Below are 2,163 nucleotides of genomic sequence, written 5' to 3' on the forward strand. Positions count from 1 at the left end.
CTGCTATTGGCCGGCGGCGCTGCCGGCGGGTTCGCGATCGCGCTGCGCGGGCAGGCCCGCGCTGGGCGGGAACAGACCTGAGACTCGCCGACCCTCCGCGGTGGCGGTGAGCACGTCGAGCACGCCCTCCCCGGTGGCCGCCCACGAGAATTCGCCGGCGCGGACGCGGGCCTTGCTGCCGAGGTCGCTGCGGCGGTCGGCGCAGGCCAGCAGATCGGCGACGGCTTCGGTGAGCTCGGCGGGCGAATCGACGAGGAGCCCGGTGACACCGTCGATCACCGAATCGGTCAGTCCTCTCGAACTGCGGTAGCCGACGGTGGGCACACCGTGCTGGGCTGCTTCGACGACGGCAAGTCCCCAGCCTTCCTTGCGGGACGGCATCACGTGCAGCCACGCGCGGGCGAGGAGTTCGTGCTTGCGGTCCTCGGGGACGTGCCCGTGGAAGGTGACGGCGTCGGTGATGCCGTGTCCGGCGGCGGCGTCACGCAGGTTCTGTTCCCACCAACCACCGCCGATGACGTCCAAGTGCAGACCGGGCACGCGTTCGCGCAGGGCGGCGACCGCGGCGAGCGCGTCCTCGATCTGCTTGTGCGGGACCAGCCGGGACAGCACGCAGATGGTCGGATGGTCGGTGCGGGTGTGGTCGTCGCCGAGTTCGACGGTGGCGGGCACCGGGTCGATGCCGTTGCGGACCACGGCGATGCGTTCGTGCTCGACACCGAGGGTGCGTAGCTCGTCGGCGGACGGCAGCGACACCGTCAGGTACTGGTTGCGGCGGTGTATGCGCGGCGAGAGCGACGATTCGATCCACCAGCCGATGCGGGCCATCACCCGTCCCGCGACCGGCCATTGTTCGCGGTGGCAGTGGTGGACCAGAACCGTCGCGGGTGCGCCGGCGACGAGCCGCGCGAAGAACGGGATGCCGTTCTGGGTGTCGATCACCGCGTCGGGACGCAGCCCGCGCAGCGGTCCGAACCCGAGTCGCCCCGCGGCGATCGCCGCGAGCGCCCGCGGATAGACGGTGAGGCGGCCACCGCCACGGCTGATGGTGATGCCGTCGACGGTTTCGCGTTTCGGGGCGCCCGGGTAGGCGGCGGTGCGGAAGGTGACGGCGACGCCGCGGGCGGCGAGTTGCGCGCCGACCTGTTCGAGGTAACGCTCACTGCCACCTCCCTGCGGGTGCCCGCTGTCACGCCAGCAGAGCAACAGAACCTCCCGCACGTGGCGACCCCCCTCGATTCCGGTCCGCCCGCGACCCGGGCGAACGTGCGTGCTGCGACTGTATCGGGGAACACACTATCGGTGTGATCGCTCCGTACCCGGCGTGGGTTACCGCCGGGTACGGAAGCCGTGACCGGTGGGCGACATCAGTGCACGATCGACGCAGCGCCCACCTGCTGTGCAGGATCAAGCGACTGTGCAGGATCAAGCGACTGTGCGGGCTCGGTCTCGTCGACGGCACCGGGAAGTCCCGTGCGGCTGTTGCCGAGCACCAGGATCAGGGTCGCTGTGGCGACGACCGCGCCGGCCAGGAACAACACCGGGTAGCCGATGCCCGGCACGGCCTGGACCACGACGGCGAGCACCGCGGGCACGGCGAAACCGAGGTAGGTCAGCGAGTAGAACACCGCGGTGAGTCCCGCGAGGTCGTCGGGGCCGGCAATGCGCTGGATCTCCTGCAGTCCCGACACCAGGGCGAGTCCGTAACCGCAGCCCAGAACCGCGGATCCGGCGATCGCCAGCGGTATCGTCAGCCGGTCCGCGGCGACGGCACCGAGCGTCATGCCCGCGACCAGGACGATCAGCGCGACGATGAGGGCGCGGGCGCTGTGCGGGGTGTCGATGCGTCGGCCCAGCGCCTGGATCGCGAATCCGCACCCGAGCGCGACGACGCACAGCAGCGCCGAGAACGCGACGGGTTTCCCGCCGGAATGGTCGGTCATCAATGCGGGCATCACCGCGTAGGCGCAGCTCGCGGCGCCGAACACCCACGGTGCGACGGGGGCGATCACTGTCCGGAATCGCCGGTGCGCGGCCGCCGGGATCTTCAGATCGTCGAGCAGCGGGCGGCGCTGGTCCAGCGGGGTTGCCGCGCGAGTTTCGGGGGCCGCGGCGATCGCGAGCCCGGCGCCGAGGGTGATCACGAGGTGGGCGGTGTAGGCG

1 protein-coding gene and 1 pseudogene are annotated in these 2,163 nt (G+C 71.2%); both read right to left on the minus strand.

What is annotated here, in order from left to right; all coding sequences use genetic code 11:
* Nucleotides 1-3 precede the first annotated feature (3 nt).
* Nucleotides 4-1,221, minus strand: a complete 1,218-nt coding sequence (locus WAX14_RS16700; RefSeq protein WP_422629172.1) for a glycosyltransferase family 4 protein — start codon at nt 1,219-1,221, stop codon at nt 4-6.
* Nucleotides 1,222-1,367: 146 nt separating this feature from the next.
* A pseudogene (locus WAX14_RS16705) lies at nt 1,368-2,163 on the minus strand (hypothetical protein); the annotation flags it as partial.

Source organism: Rhodococcus sp. (in: high G+C Gram-positive bacteria) (assembly GCF_049299235.1).
In the GTDB taxonomy this organism is placed as follows: Bacteria; Actinomycetota; Actinomycetes; order Mycobacteriales; family Mycobacteriaceae; genus Rhodococcus.